This window comes from Bradyrhizobium commune (genome assembly GCF_015624505.1).
Lineage (GTDB): Bacteria > Pseudomonadota > Alphaproteobacteria > Rhizobiales > Xanthobacteraceae > Bradyrhizobium > Bradyrhizobium commune.
Genome location: NZ_CP061379.1, coordinates 4,876,881 through 4,891,673 on the forward strand (window position 1 = coordinate 4,876,881; position 14,793 = coordinate 4,891,673).

At 64.0% G+C, this 14,793-nt stretch carries 14 protein-coding genes and 1 riboswitch; of the genes, 8 read left to right on the forward strand and 6 right to left on the reverse strand.

The window, feature by feature from the left end:
* The first annotated feature begins 15 nt into the window (after window positions 1-15).
* Together IC761_RS23120 and IC761_RS23125 are read left to right on the forward strand one after the other, a co-directional pair.
* Complete coding sequence (locus IC761_RS23120; protein ID WP_195798934.1) at window positions 16-879, forward strand: ABC transporter permease; 864 nt, start codon at window positions 16-18, stop codon at window positions 877-879.
* Window positions 879-1,694 (forward strand): ABC transporter permease, encoded by an 816-nt coding sequence (locus IC761_RS23125; RefSeq protein ID WP_195798935.1) that lies wholly within the window; start codon window positions 879-881, stop codon window positions 1,692-1,694. The genes IC761_RS23120 and IC761_RS23125 overlap by 1 nt, the downstream gene beginning before the upstream one ends.
* A gap of 267 nt (window positions 1,695-1,961) precedes the next feature.
* On the opposite strand, the gene IC761_RS23130 is transcribed toward IC761_RS23125, so the two are convergent.
* A complete protein-coding gene (locus IC761_RS23130; protein ID WP_027532145.1) occupies window positions 1,962-2,657 on the reverse strand; it encodes a winged helix-turn-helix transcriptional regulator in 696 nt (231 codons plus the stop codon).
* 143 nt (window positions 2,658-2,800) lie between these two features.
* A complete protein-coding gene (locus IC761_RS23135; protein ID WP_195798936.1) occupies window positions 2,801-3,112 on the reverse strand; it encodes an EthD family reductase in 312 nt (103 codons plus the stop codon).
* A 593-nt stretch (window positions 3,113-3,705) separates the two neighbouring features.
* On the opposite strand from IC761_RS23135, the gene IC761_RS23140 reads away from it, so the two are divergent.
* The 4 genes from IC761_RS23140 to IC761_RS23155 all read left to right on the forward strand — a co-directional run bounded on the left by IC761_RS23140 (window position 3,706) and on the right by IC761_RS23155 (window position 6,732).
* Entirely contained in the window at window positions 3,706-4,134 is a 429-nt protein-coding gene (locus IC761_RS23140; RefSeq protein WP_246791307.1) for a PaaI family thioesterase, read from the forward strand.
* A 170-nt stretch (window positions 4,135-4,304) separates the two neighbouring features.
* Complete coding sequence (locus IC761_RS23145) at window positions 4,305-4,868, forward strand: GNAT family N-acetyltransferase (protein WP_195798937.1); 564 nt, start codon at window positions 4,305-4,307, stop codon at window positions 4,866-4,868.
* A gap of 208 nt (window positions 4,869-5,076) precedes the next feature.
* Window positions 5,077-5,532, forward strand: coding sequence for a MaoC family dehydratase (locus IC761_RS23150; RefSeq protein WP_195804748.1), 456 nt, complete (start codon window positions 5,077-5,079; stop codon window positions 5,530-5,532).
* A gap of 291 nt (window positions 5,533-5,823) precedes the next feature.
* Window positions 5,824-6,732, forward strand: coding sequence for a DMT family transporter (locus tag IC761_RS23155; RefSeq protein WP_195798938.1), 909 nt, complete (start codon window positions 5,824-5,826; stop codon window positions 6,730-6,732).
* A 282-nt stretch (window positions 6,733-7,014) separates the two neighbouring features.
* Here the strand turns inward: IC761_RS23155 and IC761_RS23160 are convergent, their stop codons facing one another.
* On the reverse strand, window positions 7,015-7,350 hold the full coding sequence (locus tag IC761_RS23160) for a hydroxyisourate hydrolase (RefSeq protein WP_195798939.1): 336 nt from the start codon (window positions 7,348-7,350) through the stop codon (window positions 7,015-7,017).
* Window positions 7,351-7,631: 281 nt separating this feature from the next.
* On the opposite strand from IC761_RS23160, the gene IC761_RS23165 reads away from it, so the two are divergent.
* A complete protein-coding gene (locus IC761_RS23165) occupies window positions 7,632-8,831 on the forward strand; it encodes an MFS transporter (protein WP_195798940.1) in 1,200 nt (399 codons plus the stop codon).
* Between the two features lie 145 nt (window positions 8,832-8,976).
* On the opposite strand, the gene IC761_RS23170 is transcribed toward IC761_RS23165, so the two are convergent.
* Window positions 8,977-10,410: a PepSY domain-containing protein gene (locus IC761_RS23170; protein WP_195798941.1), complete on the reverse strand. Its 1,434-nt coding sequence runs from the start codon at window positions 10,408-10,410 to the stop codon at window positions 8,977-8,979.
* Between the two features lie 9 nt (window positions 10,411-10,419).
* Complete coding sequence (locus tag IC761_RS23175; protein ID WP_195798942.1) at window positions 10,420-12,771, reverse strand: TonB-dependent receptor; 2,352 nt, start codon at window positions 12,769-12,771, stop codon at window positions 10,420-10,422.
* A 116-nt stretch (window positions 12,772-12,887) separates the two neighbouring features.
* Window positions 12,888-13,089: riboswitch (cobalamin riboswitch) on the reverse strand.
* 72 nt (window positions 13,090-13,161) lie between these two features.
* Here IC761_RS23175 and IC761_RS23180 point away from each other — a divergent pair.
* Entirely contained in the window at window positions 13,162-13,734 is a 573-nt protein-coding gene (locus tag IC761_RS23180) for a histidine phosphatase family protein (RefSeq protein WP_195798943.1), read from the forward strand.
* On the opposite strand, the gene cobT is transcribed toward IC761_RS23180, so the two are convergent.
* Window positions 13,735-14,787, reverse strand: a complete 1,053-nt coding sequence (gene cobT / locus IC761_RS23185) for a nicotinate-nucleotide--dimethylbenzimidazole phosphoribosyltransferase (RefSeq protein WP_195798944.1) — start codon at window positions 14,785-14,787, stop codon at window positions 13,735-13,737.
* Window positions 14,788-14,793: the final 6 nt, after the last annotated feature.

Sequence of the window (14,793 nt, forward strand, 5' to 3'; positions counted from 1 at the left end):
TTGAAGGGCTGAGTGATGGGCGCAGCACCGGCATCACGCGACGTGACGTCCTACGGGATGGGATTGGCCGCGCCGCTGGCGCTGTTCTTCCTGGTCTTCTTCGTGGCGCCGCTGCTGCAATTGCTCTGGCTCTCGCTGCACAACGACACGGCCGGGCTCCATTGGGGGCTCGGCCAATATCTGCATTTCCTCTCCGATCCCTTCAGCCTCAGCGTGCTCGGCTCGACGCTGCTGCTGGGCGCCGAGGTGACCGCCGTCTGCCTCGTGCTCGGCTTTCCCATTGCATGGCTCTATCAGCGGGTGGGGCCGCGGCTTCAGACCATCATCATCCTGATCGTGCTGCTGCCGCTCCTCACCAGCGTGGTGGTGCGCACGTTCGCCTGGATCGTCATCCTGGGGCGCCAGGGCATCATCAACGCGACGCTGCAATCGCTCGGCATCATCGATACGCCCTTGAAGCTGCTCTACACCCAGTTCGGCGTCGTGATTGCGCTGGCGCAGGTGCAGATGCCGCTGATGACGCTGCCACTGATCACCGCGCTCGGCCGGATCGATCCCAATCTCGACGATGCCTCGTGCTCGCTCGGCGCCGGCAGCTGGCGTACCTTTTTCAGGGTGGTGCTGCCGCTGTCGCTGCCCGGCGTGATCGCCGGCTGCACGCTGACCTATGCGGCCGCGATCACCGCCTTCATCACCCAGTCCCTGATCGGCGGCGGGCAGATGCTGTTCATGCCGATGTATCTGTACCAGCAAGCCTCCACGTTGCAGAACTGGCCGTTTGCGTCGGCAATCTCGATCATCTTCCTGCTGGCCGTGCTCGCGGTCGTCTCCGTCTTCACCACCCTCGGCCGCCTATCGCGCGGCTATGGAGGGGCGTGATGAGCGGTCGCAAGCGTACGCTCGAGGCGATCAGCTTCGAACTCGTGATGACCGTGATCGCGATCATCGCGCTGATCATCATCATCGCGCCGTCGCTGGTCGTGCTGATCGTCTCCTTCACCAGTGGCTTCTCGCTGCGCTTCCCCCCGCCCGGCTATTCGCTGCGCTGGTACGCCGAGCTGTGGGACGCCTGGCAGCTGCACTTCGCCGCGAAGAACAGCCTGATCGTGGCATTGTGGGCGACGGGCCTGTCGATCGTGCTCGGCGTTGCCGCGGCGCTCGCAATCTCGCGGTCGCCAACGCTGTCGGCCCGGCTGCTCGATTCCCTCTTCATGTCGCCGCTGGTGCTGCCGGCGCTGGCCTTCGGCCTTGCCGCCTTGATGCTGTTCTCGCTGGTCGGCCTGCCGGTATCGCCGCTGACGCTGGTGATCGGCCATACGGTCGTATGCGTGCCTTATGTCGTGCGCAATACGGTCGCAGCCCTCGCCCAGCTCGAACCGACGCTGCTGGAAAGCTCGGCGGTGCTGGGCGCGAGCCGCCTCTACACGTTCCGCCGCATCGTGCTGCCACTGATCCGGCCGGGCATCATCGCCGGCGCCTTCATCGCCTTCATGTCGTCCTTCGACAATGTGCCGGTCTCCCTGTTCCTGCGCGATGCCGCCACCGACATGCTGCCGATCCGGATGTGGCAGGACCTCGAAGGCAAGCTCGACGTCACCATCGCCGCATTGTCGAGCGTTCTGATCATCGCGACCATCGCCCTGGTTGCGGTGATGGAACGCGTTACCGGCCTGTCGCGGCGGCTGACGAACTAAAACTTGATCCGGAAGTTGCGAAGGGGTTCTCCGCAAAGATCACGCTCAATCAACAACTTAAAGCGCGATGAACGCTGGTAGGGCGTGTGCTCATTAAGCGGCAGCGTGACCGATGTCCGCTTCCCCTCCAATTGCGGCGCAAACGCGGACATGGCCGGACGTCGGCTTTAGCGAGTTAGACCAATATTTGGCGGTGGGGCTCAGTCGTGGCGTTGGACATTCGCCACTCCTCGACTGGCTCCGGCACCCTTCTTGACCTGCCCTCGCTCAAAATGCTGCCGCTCGTCGCGGCTGAGACCTGGCGTCGACCGGCAATACATCCGCGAAAAGATACCGATCGAACCATGTCGGAAACGCGCGGGCCAGATCGCGCTTTCCAGAAAGCTCGAGCCCCAGCCGTTTCGCTTCGATGAAGCTGACGTCCCCCCGCCACCACGCAACTAGAACTGGTAGCTTTGCGCGCACGAGCAATGGCTCGGGGAACCCGGGGTTCACCAGACAAAAAGATATTTCGGATGCTTTGAGCAGCAGAAAGCGGGGCTTCATAGCGTCGATCTCGAACCGAACGACGATCGGTCGAGCGGGGAGCGCATCGCTCCGCACGCGCCGCTGCATATCGACGAACAGCGGCTCCGCGTCGAGATTTTCCTTCTCGGACTGACGCGGCAGGAAGCGCTGACCCCATGTGCCCAAGGCCATGACGACGGAGCTGATCTCCTTCCCCGACGCCGTGAGTTCATATTCCGGCCCCGAGTTTCCATCGTGGCGCTCGACTGCGCCGATAGCGATCAGTTCCTGGAGCCTCTCCGACAACATGGTTTTGGAGATGCGAGGAATGCCTCGGCGAATGTCGTTGAAGCGTCGGCTCCCGCAGAGCAGTTCCCGCACCACAAGCAGCGTCCAGCGTCCACCCAAGACTTCATGGGCGCGCGCGATCGAGCAAAACTGTCCATACCCGGCCATCGCGGCAGACTACCACGTATGGCCGAGTTGCACAGGTCCGGAATCCGTACCCCAACGCCCGCGATGTGGCTAACGAAAGCAGAGTTTGAGCGGGCCACGCGTTGGCTCCTCGCGCCTGTTGTTGGAGTGTGTCGCGACGAGCATTAAGTTTCGTCGGTGACGACGATGATCGTCGGCGCGCCGCCGGAACTGATCGACGCGGCGTGCTCCAGGGCTTCCTTGCCGCCTTTGGACGTTGCACAGCTTTTCAGTGCATCGATCGTCGGAAAGCTTACATCGGACATCCAATGGTAGGGCGGTGGCGCAAACGCCGGCCCGACCACGCGCTTGGTGGCGACACCTGTCGCGCCGATGAGTCTCGGGCCGGCGTAGGGAAGATGCTCGTCGTGATAGGCGCGCTCAAAAGCCACGGCGTCTTTGGGGATAGGATAGATAATGAGGAGATGAGCCGACATGGTGCGTTCCTTCCTAACCATGAGTGAAGTTGCAACAGAGTATGGATTGGCCGGCGTTGTCTGTGGGGTATGGAATTCTGACCTGCTCGTTGAACGCCGCCCGGGTGTGGCGTCGCCACGCGAGACCGAGCCGCCCGGTCGTCTCGGAAGCCGCTATCGCGACGAATAGGCGGCAAACGATGTCGCCCGAGTCCACCGTCGTTCCGCTCCGTCGCTTCGTGCGGGCGAACAGGATGTTACGACGCGTCTTCCGCGTTGCTGCGGCCAGCGTGGGAATGCCTATCGCTTCGGCTTCCTCAGTCTCAGCGTGGCGGCGGTCAATGGTACGGTTTCACCCTCACTGTCGATCAGGCGTACACTTAGAGGCTTTCCTTGACGATCAATGATTTCGACCGGCGCGTCTCTGCCGGTGACATGTTCTTCGCACCACGGCGTCAGCGCCAGAAATCTTGGCGAAGCGGTCCGGATTACGCACCCAACGCGCCAGCATTTCGGAGCGATAATATCCTCGAACGGCCTACATAGGAATCGAGGACATTTTTCGGTGCATGGCTCTCGTTGCTTGCCGCGCATCATTTCAGGAGAGCAGATCAATGGATATCAAGATCCCCGAAACACTGGACGCCTGGAACGCAGCCGGCGCCGATTATCTCCCCGGTCTCCTTGGGATGCGCTTTCGTAAAGTAGAGGCTGATGAAGTTGTCGCGACGCTTGAGGTAAGCCGCGCCGTCGTCGCCTGGCATGGCTATCTGCACGCCGGCACCGTGACGTCACTCGCTGACACCTGCTGTGGTTACGGGACTCTGCGCGGCCTTCCGGCCGGCGCCAGTAGTTTCACCACCGTTGAGCTCAAGAGCAACCTAATCGGAACGACACGCGAGGGCATCGTGATCTGTACCGCGCGTCCGATACATAAAGGACGTACCACGCAAGTGTGGGACGCCGAAGTGCGCCGCGAGGCCGATGGCGTCGCAATCGCTTACTTTCGCAACACGCAATTGGTCCTGTGGCCGAAAGCGTGATTGGCAGTCGTCGGCTACGCCGTAACCCGGCTCCGTCCGGAGTGGTGTCCGTCGATCGGCTCCGCCGTCGGTCGCAGACGGAGCAATTTTTCTTGGGCTTCCATTCCGACGTGAGCTGCCGGTGTGGCGCACCCGGCACGATTCGACGTGCGGCCTCGAGCGATTGAAGAATGGCTTACCAAATCCAGCGTTATCCTGCCGAATTGATCGACGTGGTACGTCTGACTGCTGGCGAACGTGTCGTTATCCGGCCTGTCTTGCCGCAGGATCGGGAACTTCTGAACGCGTTCTTCCATAGTCTCTCTGCTGACGCGCGGTGCAGTCGGTTCATGCATCCTGTCAATGGACTGTCTTCCGAACTGTTGCGGCAATTCACGCAGGTTGACTATGCCAATCATGTCGCGCTCGTTGCCGAAGTCTTCGTCGATGGCTGCGAAGTCGTAATTGGAGAGGCGCGCTATGTTCGAGCGGCCGACGCCTCGTCAGCAGAATTTGCGGTATCGGTGGCCGACTCCTGGCAGGGTAACGGCCTCGCAAAACTGCTCTTGGGCAGACTTGAACGCTTCGCGTCAGAGGCCGGCGTTCGTCAGATAACGGCTCAGACATTTGCTAGTAATAAGAAAATGCTGGCGGTGGCAGCAAAAGCTGGCTTCAAGATTTCTGCGAGTCTCGACGCGCTGGGCGTAATGCGGCTTGAAAAGAGACTGGCGCCGCTGCAGCAGAGACCGAAATGACGCCCGATACCCCTTTTACGACGTTGAACAAATGCAAGCGCCCCAGGCTGCGAAGTGTGATCGCCCTGTGCCTCGGGCTGGCCGGATTGGTCCTCCTTATGGGGGCAAATTTGGGAGGCGGGGTCGGCGGGCAGCGATACGCGACAATACCGTCAAGCGAGGTCGATGGCCGGGACCAATCGGCCACGCCCCACAGTGATTTGAGGGACTGGCGATGATCGAGTGGTTCGAGGATTTGTCTTTGGGAATGCGCTTCAAAAGTGGAACTGTCCAAGTCTCCGAGCACGATATCAAGCAGTTCGCGGCCAAGTTCGATCCGCAGCCGTTTCATCTAGACGATGACGCTGCGCAAAAAACGATTTTCAAAGGCCTCGCAGCATCGGGATGGCACACCGCTGCCATAGCAATGAGCCTTGCGGTTCAAACTCGTCCGTTTGGTCCTCATCCCCTCATTGGTCTCGGAGTTGACGGTCTTCGCTGGATGATGCCGGTGAGACCCGGCGATATCCTGTTCGTCGAAGGCGAAGTTGTTGGCCTCACGCCTTCCAAGTCCAAGCCTCAAGGCACCGTTTTGATCAAGTGGATTGCTTACAATCAGAACGGCGACGCGGTTTACACTTTCACTCCGATTGGTTTTGTGCCGTGTCGGCCGAAAGCGATCTAGACGCGCGGTGAGGCGATCGAGGCGCCCAAGGGTCCGCGGGATGACGGGAACACCGCAGCCCTTGTGGGCGTCACCTATCGCCTTGTCGGATTCGACGCGGCGGAGACCGGCCGTCTGACGCAAGGGCCAGCGAGGCTGCGCCCGGCGGCTACCCTTCGGCTGCGGTCGATCATTACCGGCGGGCGGCTCAATCTTTCCGCGTCCTATGGGCCGACCGGCCGAGGGAAGCCCAATATGGCCGGCTGTGCGGCGGCCGCACTGACTATGTTCCGAACTGCAGCAGAGACCGAAATGACGCCCAATACCCCGTTGAACAAATGCAATCGCGCTATTCGCTCGCATGCTTGGGGCCTGCTGCTTGTGGTCGCGACCGCCGTTGGTTGGGGCCTCGGCTGGCCCACGATGAAGCTCGCCATGCACGATTGGCCGCCGCTGTTCGCCCGCGGTTGCGCCGGGCTGGCTGCCGCGCTCGGCCTTGCCATCATCGCGGTGGTGCGGGGACAGAACCTCTTACCCTCGCGCAGCCTGGCGCCGCGGCTCGCCCTCGGGGCAGCGACTAATGTGTTCGCCCCTATGGGCTTCACAGCCCTGGCGCTGCTGTGGCTTACGGTGGCACAAGCTGCGCTGCTGACTTACTCCATGCCGATCTGGGCGACGTTGCTCGCCTGGCCGATCCTTGGGGAGCGCCCCAGGCTGCGAAGTGTGATCGCCCTGTGCCTCGGCATGGTCGGATTGGTCCTCCTTATGGGGGCGAATTTTGGAGGCGGGATCGAAACCTTTCCGGGCGTGGCGCTCGCCCTTGCCGCGGCCATCCTGTTCGCCCTGGGCGCGGTCACCTCCCGGGCGCCTATTCCACTGCCGCCGATGGTCTCAACCGCGTGGCAGATCGGCCTCGGTTCGGCGGCAATGATCGTCGTTGGCTTGACCCTCAACGGGTCGGAGATCAGGCCGCTGAGCTTCGCTGGAGCAGGCGGGCTCGCCTACCAGGCGGTGTGTTCCATGGCTCTCTGTTATCTCTCGTGGTTCGCTGCCCTTGAGCGTGTTCCCGCAGCGACGGCATCGACCGGGCTTCTACTGGTCCCGGTTGTCGGCGCGCTGTCTGCCACTGCGATTCTCGGTGAAGCGCTAGGTTTCCGGGAAATCTGCGCATTCGTGCTGACACTTGGAGGGGTGGCACTGGAGTTGCGGGGACGCAGATGATGGACCGCGCCGCCGGCATGTCGGTTTCGGTCAGCGCCTTGGCTTTCCGAATCGCCGAGCCCGGCTGCTTAAGCGCGCAGCGACGCAAACCCACAGACGCAACAGCCGCAACTTTTTTGATTCATTTGAATTGCTTGTCGCTCCAATTCGCGGCAGGCGGTGATCGCCGAAGTCAGCTTCGGGCTAAAGCCGGTAGTTCTCTGAAAGAGCGGGATAATTCCGCCTTGCCTCCAAGACCGGACATCCGCGTTTATTGAGAACGCGCCCTACTCTCATCGCGCTTCACGCGCCGCGGAATAGCGAATAGCCCCAGCGCGTGAATTTCAGCGGCAGATGAAAATGCTCGTTGACATCCTTGATGCGAAAGCGGAACGGCGTCACCGTAAGAAAACCGTCGCTGTCGCCAAAGAACTCGCCGAGATGAAACAGCACCTCATACTCGCCGGCCGTGACGCCCTCGCCTTGCGCGACGGGATGATCGAGCACGCCGTTGGCACCGAGCCGTCCGTCGGCGATGCGCAGCGAGTCCGGATCGATTCGCCAGATCTCGACCCGCAGCCCCTGCGCCGGGCGTCCGCTCGCCACATCGACCGCGTGAATGGAAATGCCGCCTGCCACTATGGTCCTCCCGCGAATGCGCAAGGCAATCCCAAATGGTGTGCACGATGCAGCGGCATCGGCAGTAAGCCCCCTCTCCCGCTTGCGGGGGAGGGTTGGGGTGGGGGTATCTCCGCGTCGGGATTGTTGCGCATTGCGGATGATGTCCCTGTGCGGCGAGAACCCTCACCCGCCGCGCTCTGCGAGCGCGTCGGCCTCTCCCGCAAGCGGGAGAGGCGGAGCAAGCCCGCAGACCGTTTCCTAAAACCCATATGCAATTGCCCTCCCGTAAGCTCAGCGCCATGGTAGACGCAAACACCGCCATTCGGCCAGCGCCCGCGCTGCTGCCGGCACTCGGCGCGATGACCTGGCTCCAGGCATTGGTGGCGCTGGCTTTGTTCGCGCCCGGCGTGGTGGCGCCGCGCGCCCATATCGAGGTCTGGCAGCTCTCGATGTTCTCCTGCGCAGTGTTTGCCGTCGGCATCCCCGCCTCGTTCTGGGGCGGCGGCTTCATCGCCCGCCTCGGCTCGTTCCGGATCGCGAGCCTCTGCGCGGCAGCGATCGTCATCAGCATGGCACTGGCCTCGTTCGGATCGACCGCAGCCCTGCTCGCCGCAGGCCTCTGCCTCGGCCTCGCCTTCGGACCCGAGACACCCGCAAGCGCCGCACTGCTCGCGCGACTCGTGACCGCCGAGCGGCGCGCTTTCGTCTTCTCGGTGCGGCAGACCGGCAACCAGATCGGCGCCGTCTGCGGCTCGCTGGCCCTGCCCGCGATCGCGATCGCGCTTGGACCCGCGTGGTGCTATGGCGCAGTTGCGGCCAGCGCACTGCTCGGGATCGCGCTGTTCGAATGGCTGCGGCCGGCCTATGCCGGCAAGATCGTGCCACCTCCGGAGCTCGGTCTGCGGGCGCGGTTGGCGCTCGTCACCGCCGACCGGCGCATCGCCATGCTGGCGCTCGCCTCGATGCCGTTCAGCGCGATGCAGGTCTCGCTCAACACCGTCTTCGTCACGCTCGGCACGCGCGAGCTCGGCCTCAGCCATATCGAGGCCGGCATGGCGCTGGCGTGCGCACAAGCCGGCGGCCTGGTCGGTCGGCTCGGCTGGGGCGTCCTCGCGATGCGCCTCAAGACCTCGCGCATGGTGCTGATCGTCATCGGCCTCGGCATGGCCTTTTGCGCCGCGCTTCTCGGCCTCGACGGCGCATCGCTGAGCCACACATGGCAGTTCGCCGTCGCGGCGCTGTTCGGCCTGACGGCGTCGGGCTGGAACGGCGTGTTCATCGCCGAGATCGCGCGGCTCGCGCCACAGGACCGGATCGGCGAGACCACCGGTGCGGTGCTGACCGCATCCTATGCGGGTCTCCTTGCGGCGCCCGCGCTGGTGTCGATCCTGGATGGCGCTGCCGGCCTCGGCGCGGCCTTCTTCGCCCTGGCGTGCCTTGCGCTGTGCGGCACAGTCGCGCTGATCTGGAGTGGCGATGGCAAAGCCGGCACATGGTGAGAGCGACGGTTTCGGAATAGTCGCAGTATACCCCTGTTTTGCCCGACAGGTCAAATCGCCTCAAAGCCTGCGTAAGCCGTTGATTCCGCGATCGCCGGCTACTGTGCATGGGGTTGTTTTCAAACTTTTTGCTTGATCGGGCATCCTAGCTGGCGAGAGACAGACGCAACCGCCGCCAGCCGATGACGATTCCGGTGATGGAGAACACCAGCCCGAGCGCGCAGAGCCCGACGATCAGAACATCGCGCAGCCGCGGATGCGCCGTCAGGACGGGGAAATCGAGCGTGTGCAGCGCGCTATAGGCCCAGCGATAGGCCCGCCGCGACGCGTCCAGCCGTTGCAGCACGCTTCCATCGGCCCCATCGATATCGAACCAGAGGTCACCGCATTTGGAGCGGTAGACCGGCGCGCCAGGGACGACGGACCGTGCTGGATAGTCGTCATCATCCGCAAGGACGAACGGTGTATCGCGTCGCGGGGCAAGGCGCGCAACCAGGCCTTGCACCTCCAGCGCGCTCAAGACTCCGGCCTGTCCGACACGAGGTGTTTCTCCCGCTCTTGTCAAAGTCTGGTCGGCGAGGCCGATCCGATCGCGGCGATAGACATTGCCGTTGAAAGCGAACCATTCGATCTCGCGGGCCGATGACGGCATCGGCTCCCAGCGAAGCGATGTGACGGTCCTCCAATCCGGTGCGACGTTGATCTCGCCAGCCTCCCCCGCGGTCAACTGTCCCCGCGAGAACAGCAAGCCGTGATCCATCGAGAGCCAGCCACTGACAATCCAGGTCAGCACGAATATCGTCGCCACCAGGCCGACGATATGATGGAGCGCATGCCAGCCCCGGTAAGGTGAGCCCAGCATACCCCCTCTGAGCCTGATCCGTGCGATCCCGAGCACCGCACCAAGCAAGGCTGCGATCGAGGCCAGCAGCGACAATGTCCAGACCACGCGATCCCACAGCCGCCAGTCGCGCCTCAGGACGGTTGGATAGATCCAGTGCAAGACGCTTCCGGCGAGATTCCACCCGCGCTCGCTTCGCGTCGTGTCCAGGACCACTTCACCCGTCAGCGACGAGACGTAGAATTCGGTGCCGGCGGCATCGCCAAGCGCCACGCGAAACAAGGGCCGGTGGCGATCAAAACCGTTCGGCACGCTCCATTGATCGTAATTCCTGTGGGCGATGACCGCGGCCCGCGCGGCATCGATCCCACGGCTGCGGGCGTGCGCCTGCGCGATGGCGAGCGCCACGTCGTCAGACGCGACCGTCGCATCCCGCCCGTCGGCGCCACGGACCGCGCGCATCAGCAAGGCTCCCGACACGATGTAGACCGGTCCGTCGCTGCGCTGGATCAGGCGAACGCGCGTTGCCCCGGTGATGCCGCTGGACACCACCGCATCCGCGGCTCCGATGATCAGCTGGGCACGATCGACCGGCGCGAGCCCGGCAAATCGTTCCGCTTCCGTCAGCGACGGAAACGGAACGAAATGCATCACGATCCCCGTCGCGAACCACATCGCGAACAGCAGGCACAACGCGACCCCGAGCCAGCGGTGCAGCAGGATGATCGCGCCCATCACCTCAACGCCTCACCATTTGAACGCCGCCGAGATCTCATAGGTGCGCGGCGCACCCAGCAGGATCTGGTCAGGATAGAACGGGTCGCCCCAGATCGCATAGCGCTTGTCGGTGAAGTTGCGCACCCGGAAGGTCAGGCGGGCCTGGTCGACCGCATTGAACACGTTCCTGGGAACGTCGACGAAGGCGTAGAGGTCTCCGACCGTGTAGACGTTCAGTGTCACGGCGTTGGAGTCGGTATTGTAGCGGTCGCCGACATGGCGGCCGACGATACCGACCTCCACCGGCCACGGCGTGAAGAAGCGGTAAGCCGCACCGGCATTGGCGACGATGCGCGGCACGTTCGGCGGCGTGTTGCCCGAGAACGATCCGCCGACGAAATTGTAGTCGGCATAGCGCGCATCGACATAGGCGATGTTGCCCCAGAGCCGCAAAGGCTCGATCGGGCGGATCGATGCCGCGAGCTCGACGCCCTTTGATTCCTGCCGCCCGGCGATGTTGAGCAGCATGCCGCCGGCCGCGGCATAGACGTTCTTGCGCAGGATGTCGTAGGCCGAGAACGACCACTCCGCCCTGTTGCCCCAGAACAGGTGCTTGACGCCGGTCTCGTAGGTACGCGAGGTCGTCAGATCCAGCGGCTGCGTCGGCAAAAGCAGGAAGATGTTGTTGGCGGAGACGTCGGCGCCGGTGGCGTATTGGCTGAAGAAGGTCAGGCCGGGAACGGCCTCCCAGGTGTAGCCGATGCGGCCGGTGACCGGAGCCCAGTCCTTCGTGAACGGGAAGCTCGCTTTCTCCAGGCCGCTGACATCGGTCGAATTGCGGTCGAGCCCGATATGCTCGACCCGCAAGCCGCCGATCAGGGCAAAACTACGCGTCAACTTCAACCGGTCCTCGAACGCCAGCGCCTCGTTGTCGATGCGCGCGGTCTGCTGCTGGATCGTGAGCAGGCCGTAGGTGCCGCGGGCGGGATCGACCAGCGTGACGGTATCGTCGGGGAAGTTGGCAGCGCCCGGTCGCACGAAGTCGAGGTAGCTGGACGACAGCGTCGTGACCAGACGGTTGTCGAAGCCCGCGATATTCGCATCCCAGGTCAGGTCGGTGATGTTGCCGATAAGGCGCTGGCTGTGCGCGACATAGAAACGTTCGCGGTCCACCAGGTTGGTGGTGGAATTGAACGCCTCGACCTCGTTGTTGAACCAGCTGCGTTCCGCACCATAAGCATAGGCCTGGCTCTTCAGCGTCAGGTCGAGAGCGAGCTTCAGCTCGAAGCCGCCGCGCAGCCAAATTTCTTGCGCTAGGTTGCGGTTGTCGATGACGTTGTAATTGGTGTTGAAGGTGCGATCGTCGATTGTGACCGGACCGAGATTGGTTCCGTTGAAGTTCGAGACGTAACTGCCCGAGACGATCCCGGCCGTCGCATGCGAGCCGCTGAAGGCCACCGGCACCAATGGCGCGCCCCAATAAGCCTTGCCGCGATCCTCGCGATATTCGATCGCGCCCCAGACCTTGAGGCTGTCGGAGATGCGGTAGTTGAGCTGGCCGGAGACGTCCAGCGTCTTGGTGTTGGTGTCGTCGGCAAAGCCGTTGAGCGAGGAGCGGCTGACGTCGAAGCGATAGTCCAGGCCCTCGACGTTGGTGCTGCCGCCCGAGCCGTAATGGGTGCGGAAGGAATTCAGGGAGTCCCAGGAGAAATCGGCCTCGCTCCGGATCGCGCCGGTGTGCGGCTGCTTGGTGACGAAATTGATGGCGCCGCCGCTGGCACCCTCGCCCGACATCAACGACGCCGGACCTTTCAGGATTTCGACCGCTTCGAGATTGGCCGTATCCATGATCCGCGAGGTCATGTTCTGCGGGCCGATCTTGATGCCGTTGTAGAGCGTGTTGATCTGGCTGTTGGTGAAGCCGCGCATCGAGAAGGCCGAGGGCTCGGCCGGATTGTCGCCGGCGGTGACGCCGACCGCGCCCTGGGCGACATCCGAGACGGTGCGGTAGCCCTGCTCGCGCATGGTTTCCGCCGAGATCACCTCGACGGTCGCGGGCGTTTCGCGCACGGTCAGGCCGAGGCGCGAGGCGCTTGTCGCGACCGCATTGGTATTCAGCGGTGTCTGCGTCGGTACGACGGGCTTTGGCGCGGCCGGGACCGCCGCGGGCCTGTGCGCAGCGACGCGACGCGCGCCCTGCCCTGCGCGTGCCGCCGGCTTGGGAGGTTTGCGGGATGGCTCCGCCGGAGTCACTTCGACCGGCGGCAGCATATTGCGGGCCTCCTGCGCCAGCGCGGCAGGCAGATTGGCAGCAGCAAATGTAGTGAGAGCGGCTGATGCGAGCAAGAATTGGCGCGGTCGCGCACGGCGAACGGAAGACATGGTCGTGGACCTCGGTGTGACGTCAGTGGCACGTCACCGCGAACCAAGGTCCCATCTTCGGCCTTTCAGCCTTCCGATGAAGCCGAATGTCTGTACTCCCCGACCGACATCTTCGCGTGTGACCACGGCTGACGGCAGGTCTCCTGGCTCGCGGGTCGTGACCGCTTCGTCACCTTCCCGGGACCGAGGACCCAGTGGCTTCTGACGAAGGATTCACCGCTTACAGTTGCGGGGGCAGCTACGGCATTGGGGACAACGTCCCCGCACCGCATTCCCTTTTCATCCCCTCTCGGGGAAACCGTCACGGCCATCTAGGATTACGACCAAGACGGAGTCAATGTGCCAGCCGCGACGATATTGTCACAGCCACCAACTTCCTTGGAGATCTCTATGGAAGGCGAGACCTTGCTCTGGCTGATCCGTCATGCCCCCGTCGACGGTCCCGCGGGGACGATCCACGCGCCCGACGCGCCGGCCGATCTCGGCGATCGCGCGCAGCTCGAGACCTTGCGGCGGCAATTGCCGCAGGACGCAGTGAGTTATGCCAGCCCGGCCCGACGCACGGTCGAGACGGCGCACGCGCTCGGGCTCAATCCCGCGCTCGTGGGCGAATTCGGCGAGCAGGATTTTGGCGACTGGACCGGCCGCAGGCATGACGACCTCGCAGCCAGCGGTGGCGAGGCCTATGCGCGGTTCTGGACCAATCCTGCCTGCGAGCGGCCGACAGGCGGTGAGAGCTTTGAGGAGCAGGTCGCACGGGTCAGGCGAGGCCTCGCAGGGATCGGCGCGGGCTCGGCCACGCTCGTCGTGCATTCCGGCACGATCCGCGCCGCACTCTGCATCGCGCTCGATCTCGCGCCGCAAGCCGGCTTGCGCTTCGTCATCGATCCGCTGTCGCTGACCCGGATCGACCGGCTCGCGACCGACTGGCGCGTCGTCTCGGTCAATCAGCGCATGGCCTGATCAGGCCGGGCGATCCGGCACGTTGGCCTGAGCAAATGTCGCCATGCCGTTGTGGAGGCTGCATGCGAGCCGCACCAGCGGCAGCGCGATTGCGGCGCCCGATCCCTCCCCGAGCCTGAGATCGAGGCTGATCAGCGGCTGCACGTTCAGCGCGCGCAGCACCAGCCGATGCCCCTGCTCCGCCGATTGATGCGACGGCAACAGGAATGGCTGGCACGACGGGTTGAGCCGCACCGCCGCGAGCGCCGCGACGGACACGATAAAGCCGTCGATCAGCACGGGAATGCGGGCTTGCGCGGCCGCGATGATCGCGCCGGAGATCGCCGCGATCTCGAGACCGCCGACGGCGCACAGGATCTTCTCGGGCGACCCACCGGCAACGCCGTGATGCGCAATCGCGGCATCGATCACCCGCGCCTTGTGGGCGCGGCCGGCCGCATCGACACCGGTGCCGCTGCCGGCGATCTCCTCGGCGCTGACGCCGAGCAGGCTCGCCGCGATTGCCGCCGATGTCGTGGTGTTGCCGATGCCCATCTCGCCGAAGATCAGGAGATCGGGCTGGCTGGCTTCCGCGCGCGCGACGGAGCGCAGGCCGGCCTCGAAGGCAAAGGCCAGCTCGGTGGGCGCGAGCGCGGCCTCGACACTGAAATCGCGCGAACCATTGCGCGGCTTGTCGGTGACAATGCCCGGCATTGCCGCGTCCGCCAGCGTTCCGGCGTCGACGACCTCCAGGCTGGAGCCAAGCTCGCGCGCCAGCACCGAGATCGCGGCGCCGCCCGAGGCAAAATTCGCCATCATCGCGATGGTGACGGCTTGCGGATAGGCCGAGACGCCTTGGGCTACGACGCCGTGGTCGCCGGCGAAGATGATGATGGGCACGCGTGCTGCGCGGGGGCGTTCGGTGGCTTGCAGTCCAGCAAGCTCGATCGCGAGCTGCTCCAGTCGGCCGAGTGCGCCGGTCGGCTTTGTCAGCTGCGACTGCCGCGCGATCGCCGCTTCGCGATGAACGGCAGAGACATCGGGGCATTTTCGGGTGATCCATTCGGGGAGCATGCTGCC